Origin of the sequence: Nonomuraea sp. WAC 01424 (assembly GCF_003947315.1) — a bacterium.
Classification (GTDB): domain Bacteria; phylum Actinomycetota; class Actinomycetes; order Streptosporangiales; family Streptosporangiaceae; genus Nonomuraea; species Nonomuraea spiralis.
In genome coordinates this window covers 227,324-246,176 of the sequence record NZ_QHHZ01000010.1, presented here as the reverse complement: position 1 = coordinate 246,176, position 18,853 = coordinate 227,324, and the positions used below count along the sequence as shown (strand labels likewise).

General features: G+C 73.9%; 13 protein-coding genes and 1 pseudogene. 3 read left to right on the top strand and 11 right to left on the bottom strand.

The genetic code is table 11. From position 1 onward, the window contains the following. The first annotated feature begins 9 nt into the window (after window positions 1–9). Window positions 10–1,164, top strand: coding sequence for an epoxide hydrolase family protein (locus DMB42_RS27625; protein WP_125637942.1), 1,155 nt, complete (start codon window positions 10–12; stop codon window positions 1,162–1,164). Between the two features lie 63 nt (window positions 1,165–1,227). On the opposite strand, the gene DMB42_RS27620 is transcribed toward DMB42_RS27625, so the two are convergent. The 3 genes from DMB42_RS27620 to DMB42_RS27610 are packed head-to-tail and all read right to left on the bottom strand — an operon-like array spanning window position 1,228 to window position 4,233. After that, window positions 1,228–2,607: an FAD-dependent monooxygenase gene (locus DMB42_RS27620; RefSeq protein WP_125638177.1), complete on the bottom strand. Its 1,380-nt coding sequence runs from the start codon at window positions 2,605–2,607 to the stop codon at window positions 1,228–1,230. 1 nt (window position 2,608) lies between these two features. Continuing rightward, window positions 2,609–3,010, bottom strand: a complete 402-nt coding sequence (locus tag DMB42_RS27615; protein WP_125637941.1) for an SgcJ/EcaC family oxidoreductase — start codon at window positions 3,008–3,010, stop codon at window positions 2,609–2,611. Between the two features lie 11 nt (window positions 3,011–3,021). Continuing rightward, a complete protein-coding gene (locus tag DMB42_RS27610) occupies window positions 3,022–4,233 on the bottom strand; it encodes an acyl-CoA dehydrogenase family protein (RefSeq protein ID WP_260477985.1) in 1,212 nt (403 codons plus the stop codon). A gap of 137 nt (window positions 4,234–4,370) precedes the next feature. Between DMB42_RS27610 and DMB42_RS27605 the strand changes: the two genes are divergently transcribed. Together DMB42_RS27605 and DMB42_RS27600 are read left to right on the top strand one after the other, a co-directional pair. After that, entirely contained in the window at window positions 4,371–5,579 is a 1,209-nt protein-coding gene (locus tag DMB42_RS27605; RefSeq protein ID WP_125637940.1) for an acyl-CoA dehydrogenase family protein, read from the top strand. Between the two features lie 136 nt (window positions 5,580–5,715). Beyond that, window positions 5,716–6,861, top strand: a complete 1,146-nt coding sequence (locus DMB42_RS27600; RefSeq protein WP_125637939.1) for a hypothetical protein — start codon at window positions 5,716–5,718, stop codon at window positions 6,859–6,861. Between the two features lie 111 nt (window positions 6,862–6,972). Here DMB42_RS27600 and DMB42_RS27595 read toward each other — a convergent pair. From DMB42_RS27595 to DMB42_RS27560, 8 genes and pseudogenes are all read right to left on the bottom strand, one after another. Continuing rightward, window positions 6,973–7,332 (bottom strand): annotated as a pseudogene (locus DMB42_RS27595) (transposase); the annotation flags it as partial. Window positions 7,333–7,422: 90 nt separating this feature from the next. Then, window positions 7,423–8,901: a serine/threonine-protein kinase gene (locus DMB42_RS27590; RefSeq protein WP_125637938.1), complete on the bottom strand. Its 1,479-nt coding sequence runs from the start codon at window positions 8,899–8,901 to the stop codon at window positions 7,423–7,425. A gap of 104 nt (window positions 8,902–9,005) precedes the next feature. Then, a complete protein-coding gene (locus tag DMB42_RS27585; protein WP_125637937.1) occupies window positions 9,006–10,265 on the bottom strand; it encodes an alpha/beta hydrolase in 1,260 nt (419 codons plus the stop codon). A 79-nt stretch (window positions 10,266–10,344) separates the two neighbouring features. Continuing rightward, window positions 10,345–10,998 carry a response regulator transcription factor gene (locus DMB42_RS27580; RefSeq protein WP_125637936.1) on the bottom strand — a complete coding sequence of 218 codons (654 nt, stop codon included), beginning with the start codon at window positions 10,996–10,998 and terminating at the stop codon, window positions 10,345–10,347. After that, window positions 10,995–12,935, bottom strand: a complete 1,941-nt coding sequence (locus tag DMB42_RS27575; RefSeq protein ID WP_125637935.1) for a histidine kinase — start codon at window positions 12,933–12,935, stop codon at window positions 10,995–10,997. Before DMB42_RS27575 ends, DMB42_RS27580 begins: the two co-directional genes overlap by 4 nt. A 78-nt stretch (window positions 12,936–13,013) precedes the next feature. Beyond that, entirely contained in the window at window positions 13,014–14,561 is a 1,548-nt protein-coding gene (locus tag DMB42_RS27570) for an MFS transporter (protein WP_260477984.1), read from the bottom strand. Window positions 14,562–14,585: 24 nt separating this feature from the next. Then, the gene (locus DMB42_RS27565; protein ID WP_125637934.1) at window positions 14,586–15,644 is read right to left on the bottom strand and encodes a glucose-1-phosphate thymidylyltransferase; all 1,059 of its coding nucleotides are present in this window, start codon (window positions 15,642–15,644) and stop codon (window positions 14,586–14,588) included. Window positions 15,645–15,739: 95 nt separating this feature from the next. Further along, window positions 15,740–18,805 (bottom strand): AfsR/SARP family transcriptional regulator, encoded by a 3,066-nt coding sequence (locus DMB42_RS27560; RefSeq protein ID WP_260477983.1) that lies wholly within the window; start codon window positions 18,803–18,805, stop codon window positions 15,740–15,742. Window positions 18,806–18,853 lie beyond the last annotated feature (48 nt).

The following is an 18,853-nucleotide window of genomic DNA, read 5'->3' as shown; positions in this document are numbered from 1 at the left end:
CGGACACTCATGCGTCCATTCCGCATCGACATCCCCGAGGCCGACCTGCGGGACCTGCACCGCAGGCTCGACGCGACCCGCTGGCCCGACGAGCTGCCCGGCACCGGCTGGGAGCGCGGCGTGCCGCTGGGCTACCTCAAGGAGCTGGCCGACCACTGGCGGCACGGCTTCGACTGGCGGGCGGCCGAGGCCGAGCTGAACCGGCACCCGCAGTTCGTCGACGAGATCGACGGCGCCGACGTGCACTTCCTGCACGTACGTTCGCCCGAGCCGGACGCCGTGCCGCTGCTGCTCACGCACGGCTGGCCGGGCTCGGTGGCCGAGTTCCTGGACGTGATCGGGCCGCTCACCGACCCGCGCGCGCACGGCGGCGACCCGGCCGACGCCTTCCACCTGGTCATCCCGTCCATCCCCGGGTTCGGGTTCTCGGGGCACACGACGGAGCCGGGCTGGCACCCGTACCGGGTGGCGCTGGCGTGGGCCGAGCTGATGCGCCGGCTGGGCTACGACCGCTACCTGGCGCAGGGCGGCGACGCGGGGGCGGTGATCTCGCTGGAGCTGGCCAGGCTGGCCCCGGAGCACGTCATCGGCGCGCACGTCAACATGCTGATGGCGTTCCCGTCCGGCGATCCGGCCGAGCTGGCCGGTCTGTCGCCCGCCGAGCAGGGGCGCCTGGCCGGGCTGGCCCGGTTCGACGAGGAGCTGTCGGGCTACATGAAGCTGCAGTCCACCCGCCCGCAGACGCTGGCGTACGCGCTCACCGACTCGCCCGTGGGGCAGCTCGCCTGGATCGTGGAGAAGTTCCACGACTGGACGGACTCCGACAAGGCGCCCGAGGACGCGGTGGACCGGGACCGGATGCTCACCGACGTGTCGATCTACTGGCTGACGGCGACCGCCGGGTCGTCGGCGCGCTTCTACTACGAGGGCGCGGCGGGGCTGAAGATGGCCGCCGAGGGGCACCGGCCGCCGCCCATCACCGTGCCCGTGGGTGTGGCGGTCTTCCCCAAGGACATCTTCGTGCCGGTGCGCAGGCTGGCCGACCGGGACGTCCCGACGATCACGCACTGGACCGAGTTCGACCGGGGCGGCCACTTCGCCGCCATGGAGCAGCCGGAGCTGCTGGTGGGCGACGTGCGGGCGTTCGCCCGATCGCTGAGGTAGCCGTACGACACGAAAAGGACGCCGGCGGAGATTCCGCCGGCGTCCTTCTTCGTGCGGACGGGGTCAGGACTTGAGCAGCGGGACCTGCGTCCGCTGCTCGGGGGCGGCGGCCGGCGCCGGGCCGCCGCCGCTCTGGCACAGGACCCGCAACATGAGCGCGGGCCGCATGAGCGTCTGCGGCGGGTCCACGAGCCCGGCCACCCGCATGAACGCGGCCGTGATCGCGCCGTCGCGGGCGCGGGCGGCGTGCAGGCGCGCCATGTAGGCGTTGCCGATCCGCACCTTGGCGGTACGCTGCCCCTCCACCCCGGGGAAGGCGAGGTCGGCCCCGGCGGAGATGTCCCACGGGACGTCGATGACCCGCGAGATGTCCCTGAAGAAGGTGCGCCACTGCGGCACCGCGCCCGCCTCCAGGTGCCCGCGCAGGATCATCGCCTCCATGGCGGCGACGGTCATGCCCTGGCCGTAGACGGGGTTGAAGCTGCACACGCCGTCGCCCAGCACCAGCAGGCCGTCGGGGAAGGCGGGCAGGCGCTCGTAGCGGCGCCGCACGCTGGCCGGGAAGGTGAAGGTGACGCCCTCGTCGAGGGGTTCGGCGTCGCGGATCGCCTCGTAGATGTCCGGTACGGGCAGGGACTTGGCGAAGGCCAGGAAGCCGTCGAGGTCGGCCGGCGGGTGGTCGCCCAGGATGCCGGTGAGGGAGAGCATGCTCATGTCGCCGGGCAGCTTGGGGAAGAACGCGCCGCGCGGGTTGGCCGGCGAGGCGACCGGGTTGATCGACAGGTCCTCGCCGTACGGGTCGCGGCGCAGGCGGAAGTGGCGGGTGGTGTAGGCCAGGCCGATCTTCACCCGGTCCTCGTCCGGCCGGGGGAAGCCGAGCTCCTGGAGCCAGGCGGGGGTGCGCGAGCCGCGGCCGGTCGCGTCCACCAGCAGGTCGCAGGTCAGGTGCTCCTCGACGCCGTCGGCGCCGCGTACGCGGACACCGGTGACGCGGTCGCGGGCGGGGGTGGCGGTCGGGCCGAGGATGTCGGTGCGCTCCAGGAAACGCACGTTGGGCAGGGCCGCGACCCGGTTCCTGACCTGCTCCTCCAGGACGGGCCTGGTGGCCGAGACGCTGATCAGGCCGGTGGGGGCCGGGGCGAGCCGGCGTCCGTTGAAGTACCAGCGCAGGCTGGTGGCGAGGTCTCCGGCGGGCACCCCGGCGTCGATCATCTGCTGGGTGATGCCGGGGAACAGCTCGTCCAGGATCTGCTGGCCGCGGGCCAGCAGGGCGTGGGCGTGGCAGCCGTGGGGCACGCCCCGGCGCGGGCCGGCCGCGCCGGTCAGCGTGTCCCGGTCCACCAGCAGGACCTCGGCGCAGCGCTCGGCGAGCACGCGCGCGGCCAGCAGGCCCGCCATGCCTCCGCCGAGCACCACCGCGCGCTGTGCGACGTGAGCGGTCATCTCAGTCACGCGGGCTGTTCTGGTAGGCGGCCAGCTTCCACTGCCCGTCGCGCCGGACGGCCAGCCAGGACGCGCGGACCGCGCGCTCGGCGGCGACCTCGCTCTCGCCGGGCGCGAGCACGCCGCCCTCAGTGGTCAGCAGGCAGACGTCCTCGCCGAGGAAACGCAGGTCGATGGGCTGCCCGGTGACGCGGGTGCCCTGGTACGGCCCGGCGAACGCGTGGCCCATGAAGGCGCGGATCTCGGCCTGGCCCTTGCGGTGGACGCCGGGCAGGATCATGGAGCCGTCCTCGGTGAAGACGTCGGCGAACGCCTCGGCGTCGTGGGCGGCCCAGGCGGCGATGATCTGCTGGGCGAGGGCGGCGACGGCGAGGGTCTGGTCGGGGGCCGACAGGGTGGTCATGGCGATCTCCTTCAGATGTAGAGGGTGTCGGGTTCGAGGCCGCACAGAATCCGCCCGTACAGCTCGGCGTTGGTGTTGGGGTGCATGAGGGCGTGCTGGTTGACCGCGTGCACGTCGCGGGTGATGCGCTGGATGGGCACGTCGCTGTAGATCGACGAGCCGCCGCTGGCGGTGGCCAGGATGTCCACGGCCTCCTTGCCCAGGCGGCAGACGGCGCCCATGTCGGCGCGGGCGCGTACCCGTTCCTCGATGGTCCAGGAGGCGGACCCGGCGTCCTTGCCGTCCACGGTCGAGGCCAGGCGGTGGGCGTGGAACTCGGCCTGGTCGATCTTGAACGTGGCCTCGGCGACCTGGAGGTGGGTCAGCGGGGCGGCGCTCTGGCTGGCGTACCCGGTGTAGGTGATCTTGCGGTCGGGGAGCCGTTCGAAGAAGACCTCGCGGGCGGCCTTGGCCAGGCCGAGCACGGTGCCGACCGAGGAGGCGGCGGCCACCGGCAGCAGCGGCGAGCGGTAGATCGGGGAGCCGGCGTTGGCGCCGTCGGCGTGCTGTCCCTGGAGGATCGCGCCCAGCGGCATGACCCGCTCGGCGGGGACGAACAGGTCCTGGGCCACGGTGCTGACGCTGCCGGTGCCGCGCAGGCCGGAGGTGTGCCAGTCGTCGATCACGGTCAGGTCGCTCATGGGGACCAGCGCCATGACGGGCTCGGGCTCGCTGTCCTGGCCGATGACGACGGCCACGATCTCCTGCCAGTGGCTGTGGTGGGCGCCGCTGACGAACCCCCACTTGCCGTTGACCACGATGCCGCCCTCGGCGCGTACGGCCATCGCGGTGGGGCTGAGCGTGCCGCAGATCCGTACGTCCGGGGTGGCGAACACCTCGTCCTGGACCGCCTCGGGGAAGTGGGCCGCCATCCAGGTCGGGATCCAGTAGACCGAGGCCGTCCACGCCGCGGCGCCGTCGGCCCGGCCCAGCTCGGCGGCGACCTCGACCAAGGTGCGCGTGTCGGCCTCGTGGCCGCCGTAGCGGCGCGGGGTCCGCAGCCTGAAGACGCCGGCCTCGGCCAGCGCCTCGATCGTCTCCTCGTGCAGCCTGCGGTTGTCCTCCGCCCAGGCCGCGTTCCTGCGCAGGACAGGGCCTGCCTCCGTCGCGCGGCGGACGAGCTCTTCCCGCGCCGGAGCACCCGTCATCAACACCATGTCCTCCCGGGACGTCAGTCGGGACACTGCTCCCTGAACGTCCCATTCGCCGAACGGGCGGTGCATCTTCCGGAGTGCGGGATCGCCGGGCACGTACGGAGATGCGAAGGTCGTCGCGCGCGGGCGAGGCTGGGGGAAAACCCGAGACGAAGGGGTCGCGCAGCATGACAGCCGTCACCCACGCCCCCGTGGCTCCGCCCGAGCCCGGGCTCACCCCCGACGAGATCGTCGCCAGGGCCGAGGCCATGGTTCCCGCCCTGGTCGAGCGCCAGGCCGAGACGGAGCGGCGCACCTACTACGCACCCGACACCCACGAGGCGTTCGCCAGGGCGGGCTTCTACCGCATCCTGGTCCCCCGCCGCTTCGGCGGGTACGAGTTCGGCGTGGAGACCTTCATGCGGGTGTCGATGACGCTCGCGCGGGGTTGTCCGTCCACCGGCTGGATGTACTCCTTCGGCTCGGCGCACACGCTGGCGGTGGCCACGCTGTTCGGCGAGCGGGCCCAGTCGGAGTTGTTCGCCTGCGGCGACTTCATCTGCCCGGCCACGGTCGCGCCCGGCGGCTCGGCCCGTCCCGACGGCGAGGGCGGCTGGCTGCTCGACGGCACCTGGAGCTACTGCTCGGGCGCGCCGTACGCCACCCACTTCATGGGCCACGTCGTCGTGGACGGGGCGCCGATGTTGTTCGTCGCGCCGCGCGACCAGTGGCGCCGGCTGGACGACTGGGGCGGCCAGCTCGGCCTGAAGGGCAGCGGGTCGCACAGCATCGCCATGGACGGCGGCCGCGTCCCCGGCCATCTCACGCTGCCGATCCACCTCAGCCAGGTCGCCGTCACCGAGGGCACCCCGGGCCGGGCCCTGCACGGCAACCCCGAGTACGGCGGCGGCCCGCTCAGCGTCATGCTGCTCGGCAGCGCGGCCGTCGTCCTCGGCATGGCCCAGGGCGCGCTGGACGCCTACGAGGAGCTGATGCGGACCAGGACGACCATCTTCCCGCCGTTCACGACCCGCGCCGAGGACCCCGACTACCAGTTCTGGTACGGCGAGGCGAGCGGCATGCTCGCCGCCGCGGAGGCGGCCATGACGAACGCGATCCAGCAGTGGAGCCGGACCTGCGCGGCCGGGCCGGAGGCGTTCACCAGGGAGCGGGACGTGCGCCTGGCCACCATCAGCCGTGAGGTCGCCCGGCTGGCGTGGCGGGCCGTGGAGGGCTGCCTGTTCCCGACGGCGGGTTCCAGCGCGGTCCGGGACGGGCAGCGCATCGAGCGGATCTGGCGGGACATGTCCACCACGCACAGCCACGCCGGGTTCGCGATCTTCCTGGCCGCCCTGGCCAACCGGGAGCTGTCCCGCGCCCGGTTCGGCATCGCCTAGGACCGTCCCCCCGCCCGCCCGCCGGGCGCGGCGTCCGGCGGGGGACACCGGGCGCCCGCTCCTAGGTCTCGAGGAGGAGCGGTTCCGGCCGTACGGCGGATGGTGGGGCGGGTCGGCGCGAGTGACCCTTGTCGTCATGTTCTTACGTCTTCTGGTCGCCGCCCTGGGTGCGACCGCAACGCTGACCGTCCCCGCGCAGGCGGCCACGCTCACGCTGCCGCGCCCCGGCGGGCCGCACCCGATCGGCACCGCCGAGCTGTACCTCGTCGACCCCTCACGCACCGACCCCTACACCGGCTCGAAACGCGAGCTGATGATCAGCCTGTGGTACCCGGCGAAGCCCGGCGGCGGCGACCTCGCGCCCTACCTGCCCCCGGCCGCCGACGCCGACTACATCAAGGACAACGGCCTGTCCCCCCAGCAGGTACGGCTGCCGCTCACCCACGCCCGGCTGGGCGCGCCCGTCCGCGGCACGCGGCTGCCGGTGTTGCTGTACTCCCCCGGCAACGGCGCCGACCGCGGTGACAACACGGCCGTGGTCGAGGAGCTGGCCAGCCGCGGCTACCTGGTGGTGACCGTGGACCACACGCACGACAGCTCGCACGTCGAGTTCCCCGGCGGGCGGGTCGAGCCCCACACCATGCCGGCCGGCACGCCGCCGGAGGCGCAGGTCGAGCTGCGTTCCTCCGACATGCGCTTCGTCCTGGACCAGATCGCCGTCCTGAACGGGGGCGGCGATCCCGGCGCCGGGGGGCAGGCCGGGGGGCACCGCCTGCCGCCCGGCCTGCGCGGCGCCTTCGACCTCGGCCGGGTGGGCATGTTCGGCGCCTCGATGGGCGGCGCGACCGTGGCCGCCACCATGCTCAAGGACCCGAGGGTCAAGGCGGGGCTGAGCCTGGACGGGCCCGCGTTCGGCCCGGTCGTGCGGGCGGGGCTGGGCAGGCCGTACATGCTGATGAGCGCGCGGGCGGACCGGGCGGTCGTGCCCGAGCTGGCCACGTTCTGGCGGAACCTGCGCGGCTGGAAGCTGAACGTCAAGATCGAGGGGGCGGCGCACGCCTCCTTCGGCGACGCCGAGGTGCTCTACCCGCAGGCGGTCGGGCTGCTCGGCTGGACCCCGGAGCAGCTCAGGCAGCAGATCGGCACGCTGCCGCCCGAGCGCGGCCTGGCCGTGCAGCGTGCCTATCCCGTCGCCTTCTTCGACCGGCACCTGCGCGGGCGGGACAGCCGCCTGCTGCACGGTCCCTCACCGCGTTTCCCCGAGGTGACCCGCGTACCCTGATCCGCTCACCCGGCTCACACGTAGCCGGTGAACATGAGCACGAGGTGCTCCTCGGTCCCGGGCGGCTCACGGTCGCGTTCCCGCCGCCCGGGTGGGCGGTCCTAGGGCGTGTCCCGTGGATCTTTGATGGCGGCGGATGGCGCGGGAGGAGTAGGCCTTATCGGCCAGGACCATATCGGGGCGGGTGCGGGGACGGCCGGTGGCCCGTGGGACGCGGATGGCGGCCATCACCGGCTCGAAGTCGGGGGCGTCACCGGCCTGTCCGGCGGTGAGGCGGAAGGCCAGAGGCCGACAGTTGCGGTCGGCCGCCAGGTGGATCTTCGTGGTCAGCCCGCCGCGGGAGCGTCCGATTGGCGTGATCGGCCGGCTCGCCGGCCGGGGCCCCTTTTTGCGGGCCCCGGCGGCATGCTGGTGGGCACGCACGATCGTGGAGTCGACCGCGACCGCCCATTGCAGGTCCTCATCGGCGTCCGGTCCAGCAACAACGGCTCAATCCGCGCCCACTGCACAGCGGTTAACGGCACACCCGGCCTAACGATCGGATGATCCGAACGAAACGGCCTAGCCGCCGTGGTGGTTGTGCGGCCCGGCGGAGACCGCGGCCTTGCGGGAGGCTGCGGCGAGCCAGGGCCGGATGGAGCCGTCGTTGGTGAGGTCGGCGCGGTAGGCCAGCGCCACGGTCAGGTAGCGGTGGACTCTCTGGCTGTACCGCCATCGGAAGCTGCGGTGGACCTTGTCAGGACAGGGGGCGAGGCCACCCCCGTCGCGGGCGCTCCAGATGGTGAGGCGCCAGGCCCCGCCCCCGTCGCCCAGGTACTTGTGCGCGTCCCGGGCCGTCGCCGCGTCGGGGAACACGAAGACCTGGACGGAGACGTAGACGGGGTTCTCGGGCGTGGCGTGGGGACCGGGCTGCTCCGCGTAGACGCCGACGACCACTTCGGTACAGTCACGGCGCGCGAGTTCCCCGGCCAGGTCGCTGGGGCCCGCTTCACTGGAGAGGCGGGTGTCCTCGGCGATCCGCGCGAACTCGATGTCCAAGTCGTTGGTGAACCGCCGCGGCAGCAGGGCGTCCGCGGTGAACGGCGTCTCGTCGGTGGAGGCGCGGTTCCAGGAGTCGGGAGAGGGCGGCCGGGGCGCGCGCTGCGTGTCGTCCATCAGGCGGGTGCGCGGGGTCGGGGGCATCGCCGCGGTGGGAGCTTCCGCTGCCGCGCACGACGCCAGGAGTGCCTGAAGCCGCTGCTGGACCTGCTGTGCCGACTGGGGGCGCCGGTCGGGGTCGCGCTCCAGTAGTTCGGCGACGAGCGCGGTCACCTCCGGCGGCAGGCCGGGGCGGAACGCGTCGAGGGGCGGGGCCTCCTCGTCGAGCTTGCGCCGCACGACCGCGATGCTGTTGTGCCCGGTGAAGGGCGGTCGGCCGGCGAGCATCGCGAAGAGCATCCCACCGAGTGCGTACAGGTCGGAGCGTTCGTCGCCGCGTTCCGTGAGGAACTGCTCCGGTGCGCCGAACTCCGGCGTTCCGGCCGGGGTTAGTTGGGAGGAGCGCGCCACGGTGAACGCGGCCTGGACGAACCCGGCGATCCCGAAGTCGATGACCTTCACCAGCTCGTCGCCGGTGACGATGACGTTGTGGGGCTTGATGTCGTAATGGATGACCTGGGCCCGGTGGGCGGCCTCCAGCGCGGCGCAGACGCTGCTGGCGATGGCCACGGCACGCGTCAGGGGGAAAGGACTCTCAGCCTGGAGCCGCGCTGTGAGTGTCTGGCCGTCGACCTTCTCCATGACCAGGAACAACACGTCGTCGTGGATACCCCGGTCGTACAGGGCGGCGACGTTGGGGTGGACGATCTGGGCAGCAGCCACCGCCTCGCGCTCGAACCGCCGGGGCAGGTCAGCCTGGGCAATCCCGTCGAGATCCAGCAGCTTGAGCGCGACCTCACGGTGGAGCACGCGATCCCGCGCGGCCCACACCTCGCCCATGCCCCCCCGGCCCAGACGGCCGATCAGCTCATAACGGTCCGCGATCAGCTTTCCCCGCTGCACGGGGTCAGCATACGAGACGCCTCCACACCTGCGAAAGACGGCGGGTGCGGCGGCCGCCACACCGTCTCTCCAACCTCCTCGGCGCACACACGGGTTAGTCCTAGCTAGGACCGGGCGGGGTCGGTGGTCCCCGTGTAGGGGCGGACCGGGAGGGGACGGTCCAGGAGGAAGGCGCCGATCAGGCTCCGGTAGAGGTCGGGGCGGCCGTTGGCGATCGAGTGACCGGCCCCCGGGACGTAGACCAGGGTCGAGTCCGGCAGTGTACGCCGGTAGTCGTAGGTGACCTCCCACTTCAGGTAGTCGCACTGCCCGCGCATGATGAGCACCGGCACCCGTACCTCGCGCAGCGCCGGGCGCGGGTCGGGCCGCGCGGCGGCGTCCTCGGAGGTGACCTGGTTGCTGTAGAAGCCGGGCGGGTTCCCGTGCACGGGGGCCGGCGCCGCGGCGGCGCAGCCCGTGGTGTCCTTGGCCACCAGCAGCAGCGCGCGCATCCGGGCGTCGGCCTCGGCGTCGGGCACCAACGCGCGCGCGGCGGCGGGGTTGACCCCCACGAGCAGCGACTGGACGAGCATGCGCGGGGAGCTGGTCAGGGCGTCGGCCTGTTCCTGGAGGGCGGCGGGCAGGTGGTCCCACGGGCTGCCGACGCCGCCGGGGAAGGCGGGGTCCCAGATGGCGCCCGGCGAGGTGAGCACGGCCCTGGCCACCCGGTCGGGGTGGGCGGCGAGGTAGGCGGCCGACAGGGTGCCGCCCCACGACCTGCCGACCAGGATGAGCTTCGGCACTCCGAGGATGCCGCGGATGGCCTCCAGGTCGGCGACGTGCCGGGCGACCGTGTAGCCGGCCGGGTCGGCGAGGCGGGTGGAGCGGCCCGCGCCGACCTGGTCGTAGGCGTACACGTCGAACCCGGCCGCGGCCAGGTCCTCGCTGCCTTCCGGCAGGCCCTCGCCCGGCGTGCCAGGGCCGCCGTGCAGGAAGACCACGGGTGGGCGGGCCGTCGTACCGGAGCCGGCGAGCTTGACGTAGGCGATGCGGGAGCCCGTCGGGAGCTGCCAGTACGCGACCCCGGCGGGCGCGGCGGCGGCCGGCGGCACGGGAGCGGGACGGAAGACCGCCACCCCGGCGAGGGCGGCGAGCACCACGGTGTTCACCAGCACGTACGGAAGGACCAGCCGCGGCAGCCCCAGCCGCCGGAACGCCGGACCGCCGAGCAGCCGGCTGACGGCCGCGACGGCGAGCACCCCCGCCCCGGCGAACAGCGGCACGGCGGCGGTCACGGCCGCCACGAGCAGGAACACCACGGCTCCGGCGGCCACCGCGGCGATCTCGGCGCCCACGAGCAGGAGCGCGCCTGACACACGTTTCATACGCCACAACGTTAGGAACGCCCCCGCGGCTTCTCCTCCTGCCGCCGATCGATCCGTGCCCCCGCCGCGCGGCGGGGTGTCACCGGCTCCCGGGACGGATCAGGCCGCTCTCGTAGGCGTGGATGGTCGCGTGCAGCCGATCGCGCACGCCCAGCTTGGCCAGGAGCGCCGCCACGTGGTCCTTGACGGTGGCGGGGCTGAGGTTCAGCGCGTCGGCGATCTCGGCGTTGGACAACCCGCGCGCGACGTGGCCGAGCACCTCGCGTTCGCGCGGGGTGAGCCCGTCGAGGCGGGGCGGCGGGCGGCGGGCGGCGGCGGCGGCGAAGCGTTCGAGCAGCTGACGGGTGATCACCGGGTCGAGCAGCGCGTCGCCGCGCGCGATCACCCGTACCGCGTCGACGACCCGGGCGGGCTCGGCATCCTTGAGCAGGAACCCGGACGCGCCCGCGCGCAGCGCGCCGAACACGTACTCCTGGAGTCCGAAGGTGGTCAGGACGACGATCCGCGTGCCCGGGTTGGCGGCGGTGATCCTGGCGGTGGCGGCGAGCCCGTCGAGGCCGGGCATCCTGACGTCCATGAGCATCACGTCGGGCCGCAGCTCGGCGGCGAGCGCCACCGCGGACTCGCCGTCGGCGGCCTGGCCGACCACGTCGAGGTCGGGCTCGGCGGCCAGCACCGCGGCGATCCCGACGCGGACCACCGGCTGGTCGTCGACGACGATCACCCTGATCATCTGGGCAACCATACCCGCACGTCGCCGCCGTCGCCGGTCGCGCCGCCGGTCGTCCCGCCGGTCGTGAGCGTCCCGCCGTAGGCGTCGGCCAGGGTGCGCAACCGCCGCCGGGAGTTCCGGCCCGCGGCCCCTTCGACGAGGACGCCCTCCGGCAGGTACGACACGGTGATCCGTTCCCCGGCCATCCCCTCGACGGTCCTGAACACCCCTACCTCCAGCTCGGGCGCCAGGCCGTCCGGGTCGCCGACGTGCCGTACGCCCGCCCGGCGCCGCGCGGTGAGCACCTCCAGCCCGGCGAGGGTCGGCGGGGGGCCGTCGGCCCCGGCGGGCCGGCGCAGCTCGCCGAGCAGCCGCCGGAGCGTGTCGAGCCCGGCGCGGGCCGCGTCGCGGACCGCTTCGAGGTCGCCCCGCTCGGCCGCCGTGACGACCGCGTCCGCGTGCCGGACCGCCGTACGGCGCAGCCCCGCCGCGATCCGTTCCCGCTCGTCGCGGGCCACGTCCGCCAGCCGTCCGGCGAGCACGCCGCGCTCGGTCGTCTCCGCCGCCCGCCGCCGCGCCCGCAGCCGGGCGACCAGTACGCCCGCCGCCCACGCCGGGGCCGACAGGATCGCCACGGCCGGGCCGAGCACCGCCCACGCCGCCGTCCGGTCACCGGCGATGCCGGGTCCCAGTGCCAGCGCGAGGCCGCCCACCAGGCCGACGGCGAGGATCGCGAGCATCCCGGCGCGCCGGCGGTGGTAGGCGCCGAACGCGTACAGCTGGGCCAGCTCCACCCACCAGCCCCACAGGAACAGGTCGCCCGCGGGGGGCTCGGTCCAGCCCGCCATCGCCACGGGATAGATCGAGAGCATCGCGGCCAGGCTCCACGCGGGCCGCCGCACCCGCCACCACAGGGGCAGGGCGTGCAGGACGAACAGCGGCCCGAGCACGAGGAAGTGCCGCGGCGGCGGGCTGTCCCCCGGCAGCAGGCTCGCCCCCATCGTCAGCGCGACGGCCAGCCCGACCAGCGCCGCGTCCCACGCCCGCGGCCCGCGCCACCACGTCCCGCGCACCGGGGCCGCCCCGGCCGGGGCCGGGAAGTCGGCCCGTACCGTCCAGCCGCCGGCGTCCGGGCCGGCCGTGAGGGTGCCGCCGCAGGTCGCCACGGTGGTGGACAGCCCGGCCAGGCCGGTTCCCGTGCCCAGGTCGCCGTGTGCCCCCTCGCCGCCGCTGTCGCGCACCTCGACGGTCAGCCGGCCGGGTTCGCCCAGGACGGCGATCTCGACCCGGGCTCCGGGGGCGTACCGGGCCGTGTTGGTGAGGGCCTCGCGTACCACGCGGTAGGCGGCCGCGGCGACCTCGGGTGGGGCGGAAGTGGCCGTCCTGCGGTAGTGCACCCGGGCCGGTACGCCGCCGCCCACGCCGGGCCCGGACCAGCCTGCGACCAGCGCGTCGATCGCCGCCGGAGCGACGACGTCGGCCTGCGCGCCGGCCAGCTCCGCGCGGGCGAGGCGCGCGGTGTCCCCGGCGTGGCGCAGGGCGGACTCCCGCAGCGCGGGGTCGGTCACGTGCAGGGCGGCGGCCAGGGCCACCGCGATGCCGGTGAGGCGGTGGGCGGCGGTGTCGTGCAGCTCGGCGGCCATCCTGAGCCGTACGGCGTCCGCGACGGCGTCGCCCGCCCGTGTGCCCGCCGCCCGGTGCGCGGCCAGGGCTTCCGTACGCGTCCGCGCGCGCCTGCGTGCCCGGCCGAACGCCCAGACGACCGCCGCCACCCCGGCCGACGACAACGCCGCGCCCGCCACCGCCGGCGGCCGCCATCCGCAGACCGCCGCGGTGACCGTCGCCGCCGCCACGAGGGCCGCCGCCACCGCGACGGTGACCCCGGCCGTGGCCCGGACGGCGGCGCCGTACAGGAGGGCGGCGCCGGCGAGCGGGCACCACAGCAGAAGGGACGACACGGCATCAGGCTAGCCTTCCGCCGGGAACGCGGGCCCGGCTCTCCGGACCCGCGTTCCCGGCGTGCTCAGTCCACCTGCTCAGTCCACCAGGACGGGTTCCTGGTCCGGCTGGTGGTGGCCGTCGTGCACCCCGGCGAACGGCGCCACGCCGCGCAGCCGGACCAGCGCGAGCACGGCCAGCACGGCGCACAGGGCGGCGCTCGCCCACGCGACCGCGTGCAGCCCGGTGGTGAACGCCTCCCGTGCCGCGCCGAGCAGCGCGGCCCCCTGGTCGGCGGGCAGGTCGCCGGCCACGGCGACGGCTCCGTTGATGCCGTCCTGGGCGAGCGCCGGGGTGCCGGTGGGCGGGGTGAACGTGCCGCGGTAGACGGCGGTGCCGAGGCTGCCCAGGGCCGCCACGCCGAGCGCGACGCCGTACTCGCCGCCGGTGGCCACCAGCGACGCCGCCGAACCCGCCTTCTCGGGCGGGCTGGTGCTCATCGCCACCTGGTTGATCATGCCGCCGACCGGCCCGACGCCGAAGTAGCAGACGCCCAGGAAGACGATCAGCGCGGTCACCGCGCCCACCGCGACCTGGGTGAGCAGGAGCTGGCCGACGACCGCGATCACCATGCCGCCACTCAGCAGGTACGCCGGCCGTACCCGGCTCGCCAGCCGCGGGGTGAGGTTGATCGAGACGATCAGCGCGACGGCCGGGCCCAGCAGCCACAGGCCCGCCTCCAGCGGCGACATGCCCTCGACCGTCTGGAGGAACAGCGCGACCTCCATCCCGGTCCCGGTCTGCAACGCCCCGCACAGCAGCCCGATCAGCACCGCGGCGGTGAACGCGCGATGACGGAAGAGCCGCAGGTCCAGCAGCGGATGCGCGAGCGCGCGCTGCCGGTGCACGAACGCCGCGCCCACGAGCAGCCCGGCGGTGATCCCGACGGCGGGACCGACGCCCCAGCCGTCGCGGGCGACCGCCTTGAGCCCGTAGATCAGGGGCAGGATCGCGGCGAGGGACAACACGACGCTGACCAGGTCGACCCGGCCCCCGGCGGGGTCGCGGAACTCCGGCAGCAGCGGGGCCGCCGCGAGCAGCAGGAGCATCACCGGCACGCCGATCAGGAAGACCGAACCCCACCAGAAACGCTCCAGCAGCGCGCCGCCGACCACCGGGCCGAGCGCGATCCCGAGCATGAAGGCGGTGCCCCAGGCGGCCATGGCCAGGCCGAACTGCCGGGGGTCGCGGAACATGACGCCGATCAGGGACAGAGTCGAGGGCAGCAGCGTGGCCCCGGCCACGCCGAGCAGGGCCCTGGCCACGATCAGCATCTCGGGGCTGGTCGAGAAGGCGGCCAGGAGCGACAGGAGACCGAAGGCCGCGCCGCCCACCAGCAGCAGCCGCCGGCGGCCGAAGCGGTCGCCGAGCGAGCCCATGGTGACCAGGAACCCGGCGGTCATGAAGCCGTAGATGTCGGTGATCCACAGTTGCTGGGTGGCGTCCGCGCCCAGGTCGACGCTGAGATGCGGCAACGCGAGGAACAGCACGCTGATGTCCAGGGCCACGAGCATCGTGGGCAGGAACAGCGCCACCAGCCCGAGCCACTCTTTGCGCCCCGCCCGGGGGGCGACGTCGTCGGTCACGTCCTCACTCCTTGATCCCTGGGTTCATGTGGTCAGCTCGATCCGGGTGTGGTCGCCGACCACGAGGCGGTGGTCGCTGCGGCCGGGGGCGACGGTGGTGTAGCGCCCGATGAGCGAGCCGCGCAGGCCGCTGGCGACGACGATCGAGGCGCCGTCGAGCACGATGGAGTCGGACAGCCTGGTGGAGCGCACCACGCAGTCGCGCCCGATGGACGTGCCCGGCCCGATATGGCTGTCCACGATCAGGGTGTCCGGGCCGATGATCGCCGGGCCCTCGACGCTGGAGGCGATCACCTGGGCGCCGGGGCCGAGGACGACGTCGCCGCGTACCAGGCTGGCCGCGTCCACGTGGCCGGCGATGTCGCGGGAGAGCCGGGCCAGCAGCCGCCGGTTGCACTCCAGGACGTCCTCGACCCGGCCGGCGTCGCTCCAGTAGCCGCGGTAGAGGCTCGCCCTGACCTCCTGGCCGGAGGTCAGCAGCCACTGGACGGCGTCGGTGATCTCAAGCTCGCCGCGCCGTCCGGGGACGATGCGGTCCACCGCCTCGTGGACGGCGGGGGTGAAGAAGTAGACGCCGGTCATGACGAGGTCGCTGCGCGGCCGTTCCGGCTTCTCCACCACGCGCAGCACCGCGCCGGTCTCGTCCGTCTCGACGACGCCGAACGGACGGGGATCGGCCACCCGGTGCACCACGATCTGGGCGGCCGGCCGCAGCGCGCGGAACTCCTCGGCGATCGGGCCGATCCCGTCGGCCAGGACGCAGTCCCCGAGGTACATGACGAAGTCCTCGCCGCCGAGGAACGGGCGCGCCAGCTTGACGCAGTGGGCCAGCCCCAGCGGGCGGAGCTGGCGGATGTAGGTGACGCGCGTCCCGAACCGTGAGCCGTCGCCGATGACCTCGGCGATCTGTGCCTCCCTGTCGCCGACCACGAGGCCGATCTCGGTCACGCCGAGCGCGCGCAGGCTGTCCAGCACGTGCTCCAGGACCGGTTTGTTGGCGATCGGGATGAGCTGCTTCGGCATGGAGTGGCTCAAGGGACGCATGCGGGTGCCTGACCCGCCGGACAGCACCAGAGCCTTCATGCTCGCCAGAATCCCAACGGCGGCCCCTCGCGGGCATCTCTGACAGTGCGGGATCCCCGGACGGGCCGATCGGGTGCGTCGTTACGGGGTGGAGGTCAGCCGATGCCCTCCACGAGGCCGGCGGCGGAGGAGAGGTTGTCGCGCAGCCGTTGACCGGCGCGTTCGTCGACGACGTCGGCCAGTTCGTGCACCCGCGACAACGCCCGTTCCGCTGCGCTGGCGTCGCCGAGCGCGCCCAGCACCTCGCTCAGGATCATGAGCGTCTGCGCCTCGAACAGCGGCGCGCGCATCTGCCGGAACAGCGTGACCGCCTTGCGCAGGCGGCCGATCGCGTCGCCGGGCTCGTTCGTGGTGACGGCCAGCTCGCCCAGCCCGGCCAGGGCGTGCGCCTCGGCCAGGCGGTGGCGCGCGGTCTCGGCCACGGCCAGCGCCCGCCGCAGCAGGTCGCCGGCCTCGTGCAGGCGTCCCCTGCGCAGGTGGGCGATGCCGAGCCCGTGCAGGGCGAACGACTCCCCGACGGTGTCGCCGATCTCCTCCACCAGCGTGAGCGCCTCCTCGACCACGACGGCGGCCAGCGCGAACTCCTCCGCCTGCAAATGCACCCGGCCCATCCGGTGCAGGATCTGGGAGATGATGCGCCGGCTGCCGCCGCTCTTGCCGCGTACCAGCGCCTCGGCCAGCATGATCTTGGCGTCGTCGATGTCGCCGCACTCCGAGCGGATGGCGGCGAGGTTGTCCAGCGTGTGCGCGGCCGAGATCTGGTCGCCGATGTCGGTGAAGATGGACAGCGCCTGTTCCAGGTGCGTCGCGGCCGCCTCCAGCTGGCCGTTCATGCGTTCCAGGAACGCCAGGTTCCGTCTGGACCGGGCGATCTGCACGACGTTGCCGGTCTTCTCGAACAGCGCGAGGGCGGCCTCGAAGTCGCGCCGGGCATCGCCGAAGTGCTGTTCGGTCTGGGCCAGCGTGCCGCGGACGCACAACATCTCGGCCTGGCCGCGCTCGTCGCCCGCCCTGCGCGCGGCCTCCAGGGCGATCTCCTGGATCTCGCGCCAGTCGTCGAGGTAGACGTGCAGCTCGAAGAAGGGCTCGGCGTTCATCGCGGTACGCCAGCACAACTCCACGAACCCCGCCTGGGCGGACTGGCGGATGCCGGCGAGCAGCACGTGGCGCTCGCGTTCGAACCAGCCGATCGGGTCGGCGACCAGGCGTTCGACCAGTTCGTCCGGCAGGGGCGAGTCGGGGGCGGGAAGCAGGTGGGGGCCGGCGGGCGGGCCGTACTCGCGGGTCCTGGCGGTCTCGGTGAGCCGGTGCAGCGCGCCGAGCACGCGGGCCAGCGCCGCCGTACGCTCGGCGGGCGGCTCCTCGGCGGCCAGGCGTTCGTGGGCGTAGACGCGGATGAGGTCGTGGAAGCGGTACTGGACGTTGACGCTCCTGCCGACGCCGGCGACCTCGATGAGCTGGGCGTCGACCAGGTCGTCGAAGAGGTCCTGGGCGTCGGCCAGCGGCCGGCCGAGCAGCGCGGCGCCGGTCCAGGCGGAGAAGATGTGCGAGTGCAGGATCGCCAGGCGGCGGAACAGGCAGCGGGCCTGCTCGGTGAGCGAGTCGTAGGTGAGGGACAGGCTGGCCCTGATGCCCATGTCGCCGTGCTTGAGCTCGTCGAGCCTGCGGGCCTCGTCGCCGAGCCGGTCCACGAGCTGTTCCACGGCCCAGTGGGGGCGCGAGGCCAGGCGCGCGCCGGCGATGCGCAGCGCGAGGGGGAGGTAGCAGCACAGCTCGGCCAGGGCCGCGGCCGACTCCGGCTCGGCCCGTACGCGGTCGGCCCCGGCGATGCGCGACAGCAGCTCCACGGACTGGGCGGCGTCGAAGAGGTCGACGTCCACGTGGGTCGCGCCGGCCAGCCCGCCGAGCCGGGTCCGGCTGGTGGTGATGACGGCCGAGGTCGGGCTGCCGGGTAACAGCGGCAGCACCTGGCTCTCGGCGGCCGCGTCGTCGAGCACGATCAGCATCCGGCGGTCGGCCAGCAGCATGCGGTACAGCTCGGCCCGCTCGCCGAGGGTGTCGGGCAGCGCCGTCCCCTGGACGCCGCAGGCCCGCAGGAACCGGTCGAGCACCTGCATGGGGTGCACCGGGCGGGAGACGCCGCCGTGCAGGTCGGCGAAGAGCTGGCCGTCGGGGAAGTGCGCGGCGACGCTGTGCGCGGCGTGCACGGCGATCGTGGTCTTGCCGATCCCGGCCCGCCCGGCGACGGCGAGGATGGGCACGGCGAAGCGGCCGTCCCCCGAAAGGGGCACGGTCAGCCGCTGCCTGATGGTCTCCAGTTGCACCTGCCGTCCGATGAAGTCGGCGATGTCGGCGGGCAGCATGCCCGGCACGGCCGGTGGGCGGGCGGGCGGCTCGGCCGGGACGGCCGCGGCGGGCGGCTGCGCGTCCAGGCTCTCGTCGGAGGTGAGGATCGCCGATTCGAGCTGCTGAAGCCGCTCGTTGGGCTCGATGCCGAGCTCCTCGACGATCACGCGCCGGGCGTCGCGGTAGACCTGCAACGCCTCGGCCTGCCGTCCCGAGCGGTAGAGCGCGACCATGAGCTGGGCGGCGAGTCCTTCCCGCAGCGGGTGTTCCTGCACGAGCGCGGCCAGCTCGCCGACCAGTTCGTGGTGGCGGCCGAGGTCCAGTTCGAGCTGGACGCAGTCCTCGTTGGCGGTGACGCGCTGTTCGGCGATGCCGCTCGCCAGCGCCTGCACGGCCCTGCTCTCGATGCCGTCGAAGGCCGGGCCGCGCCACAGTTCCAGCGCCTCGCGGTAGTACTGGATGGCCTCGGGGTGGGAACGGCCGTCGCGAGCCTTGCGGGCCCGGCTCACAAGGCTCTCGAAACGGCGTGCGTCGATCGCGTCGGCGGGGGCACGCAGCATGTAGCCCTGCCGGGTGGTGACGATCATCTCGGGGTGGCCGTGGGCGCTGAACAGGCGCCGGAGCGCGGAGATGCAGATCTGCACCTGCGCTCGGGACGTGGCCGGCGGGTCCTCGTCGTAGATCGCCTCGACGAGGCGGTCCAGAGTGACCGAGTGATTGGCGTTCAGAATCAGGACGGCGAGGACGATCTGCTGTCGCGCCCCGCCCAGATCGAGCTGTCTCTCGCTCGCAGTGACCTCGAGCGCACCCAACACGCGAAACTCCACCCGCATCTCCTCAAACAAATCATCGCCCTCGGTCAA

Bases quoted from the DNA above. Each gene is read 5' to 3' on its own strand.
- DMB42_RS27580 (WP_125637936.1), bottom strand. From the start codon at position 10,998: ATGATCAGGGTGATCGTCGTCGACGACCAGCCGGTGGTCCGCGTCGGG.
- DMB42_RS27620 (WP_125638177.1), bottom strand. From the start codon at position 2,607: ATGACCGCTCACGTCGCACAGCGCGCGGTGGTGCTCGGCGGAGGCATG.
- DMB42_RS27585 (WP_125637937.1), bottom strand. From the start codon at position 10,265: ATGAAACGTGTGTCAGGCGCGCTCCTGCTCGTGGGCGCCGAGATCGCC.
- DMB42_RS27625 (WP_125637942.1), top strand. From the start codon at position 10: ATGCGTCCATTCCGCATCGACATCCCCGAGGCCGACCTGCGGGACCTG.
- DMB42_RS27565 (WP_125637934.1), bottom strand. From the start codon at position 15,644: ATGAAGGCTCTGGTGCTGTCCGGCGGGTCAGGCACCCGCATGCGTCCC.
- DMB42_RS27600 (WP_125637939.1), top strand. From the start codon at position 5,716: ATGTTCTTACGTCTTCTGGTCGCCGCCCTGGGTGCGACCGCAACGCTG.
- DMB42_RS27605 (WP_125637940.1), top strand. From the start codon at position 4,371: ATGACAGCCGTCACCCACGCCCCCGTGGCTCCGCCCGAGCCCGGGCTC.
- DMB42_RS27615 (WP_125637941.1), bottom strand. From the start codon at position 3,010: ATGACCACCCTGTCGGCCCCCGACCAGACCCTCGCCGTCGCCGCCCTC.